1 protein-coding gene is annotated in these 2,177 nt (G+C 76.2%); it reads right to left on the reverse strand.

Translation table 11 applies throughout. The features are described from left to right. Positions 1 to 604: 604 nt before the first annotated feature. Positions 605 to 1,825: a cytochrome P450 gene (locus ABZ070_RS36995; protein ID WP_356640558.1), complete on the reverse strand. Its 1,221-nt coding sequence runs from the start codon at positions 1,823 to 1,825 to the stop codon at positions 605 to 607. Positions 1,826 to 2,177: the final 352 nt, after the last annotated feature.

A 2,177-nucleotide genomic window follows, 5' to 3' on the forward strand; every position in this document is an offset into this window, starting at 1 on the left:
GTCGCCGCGAGCGTCCCGAGCACGGTCGCCGTCAGCGCCGTCATGCGGCCGCCGTACCGCAGTACGCGAAGGCGGCGGCAGGGCGGGGGAAGGAGCACCGTGCCCCGCACCCGGGCAGCAGGCGGCACGCGGCAGGCGGGCGCGGGCGGCCGAAAGAGCGGCCTGCGGGCTTCGCGGCGCCGGCCCTCCCCCAGGGACAGACCGGCGACCCAGGGGTCATCCGGCCGCGTCCCGGATGCCGGTGCTCCGGTGCAGGACGGCGCGCCTCCGGGAGGCCCACGGGGAGAGGGGGCGGGGGGCGCCGGAGAAGGGCCCGCAGTAGGTCCGGGGCGGGCGATGGCCGCCTGCCCCGGGCCTCAACGCCCCCGGCCCCGGCCCGGCCCCTGCTCGGTGCGGCCCGGGGCCGGCCGGTCCCCTGTGCTCCCCGCCCGCGCGCGGCCGGGCAGGGCAGCGGCCGCGACGGCTGGTCCGGCCGCGCGCAGCCCGGTGGACCCGGCCCGCCCGCGCCCACCCCTCACAGTCCCGGCCGGGCCCCCGCACCCCCGGCCTCAGGGGCCGCGGGGCTGGGGGGCGGGCCGGGATCAGACTGCCCTCGGGGGCCGGGTCAGGCGGTGAGACGGACGGGCAGGGTGCGGTAGCCGCTGACGATGAACGATTCCAGTACGTCGAGTTCGTTCACCGGGCGGGCCAGGCGCATGCGGGGAAAGCGGGCGAAGAGCGCGGACAGGGCGGTGGTGGCCTCCAGCCGGGCGAGCGGGGCACCCAGGCAGTAGTGGACGCCGTGTCCGAAGGCCACGCTCTCCCCGCGCGGGCGCAGCAGGTCGAAGGTGTCGGCGTCCTTGCCGTGCTGGGCCGGGTCCAGGCCGGCGGCGGCGAACGACACGATGATCACGTCGCCGCGGCGGATGCGGACGCCGTCCAGGTCGATGTCCTCGACGGCGAACCGCAGCGGGATGTAGGCGGCCGGATTGTGGGTGCGCAGGGTCTCGTCGATCACCTGAGGCCAGCCGGCCCGGCCGGCGCGCACGTGCTCCAGCTGCCCGGGCAGCGACAGCAGCGCGGCCACCGCGTTGCTGATCAGGTTGCTCGTGGTCTCCTGCCCGGCACCGATCATCAGGTTCAGCGTCGAGATGAGTTCCGCCTCGCTCAGCCGTTCACCGCCGTCGCGTGCCGCGATCAGCGCGGACGTCAGGTCCGGGCCCGCACACCGGCGCCGTTCGGCGACCAGCGCGGCCAGCAGCTCGAACACCCGCTCCTGCGCCGCCGCCATCTGCTGGGCCGGCACCGAGGTGCCCAGCGTCGTGTCGATCGCCGCGCACAGCGCCTGCCGGTCGGGCCCCTGGATCCCGAACAGCTCACAGATCACCCGCATCGGCAGCAGCTTCGCGAACGAGGCCCGCAGATCCACCACCTCCTGCCCCGCCGCCGCCAACTCCTCCAGCAGCCCGGCCGTGATCTCCTCGATCCGCGGCCGCAGCGCCCGGCTGCGCCGCGCGGTGAACGCCCCCGCCACCAGCCGGCGCAGCCGCGCGTGCTCCGCCCCGTAGGCGAACAGCATCGTCGGCGCCGACACCCAGTGATACAACGGCCACTGCGCAGTGATCTCCCCCGCCACGAACGCCGGCCAGTGCCGGCGCGCGTCCTTGGACACCCGCGGATCGGTCAGCAACTGCTTGAGCGGACCATGCCCCGTCACCGCCCACGCCTCGACCCCGCCCGGCAGCACCACCCGCGCCGCAGGACCCCGCTCCCGCAGCACCGCCGCCTCCCCGGCCAGATCACGCCCCGCCGCATCCAGCACATACGGACACCCCAGCGTCTCCATCACCAACTCCCCTCCCGCCGCACGGACCCACGCCGCCCGGCACACCGCCACCCTGCCCGCCCCGCCCACCCCACACCCCACGAACCACCAACCCCGCAGCGAACACCCCACCACCAACAAGAACCGCCCCCGGCGGCCCACCCCGGCGACCGGCGATCCGCCACACCCCCTCGCACGCGCGGCACGCGGGATGCGGGAGGCGGGCACACCCAAGGCCCGCCGCCACCGGCGGCCAAGGTCTTTCGTTTGGATCAGGCCGGATCAGCGTGGGGGTCCCCCCACGCCCGCAGGGCGTAGGGGGAGGGGTCTGGTGCCGTGGATCGCAAGGCGGAGGTGGGGGTACCTCCGACGG

The sequence above is a fragment of the Streptomyces sp. NPDC006283 genome (assembly GCF_040613325.1).
Taxonomy (GTDB): domain Bacteria; phylum Actinomycetota; class Actinomycetes; order Streptomycetales; family Streptomycetaceae; genus Streptomyces.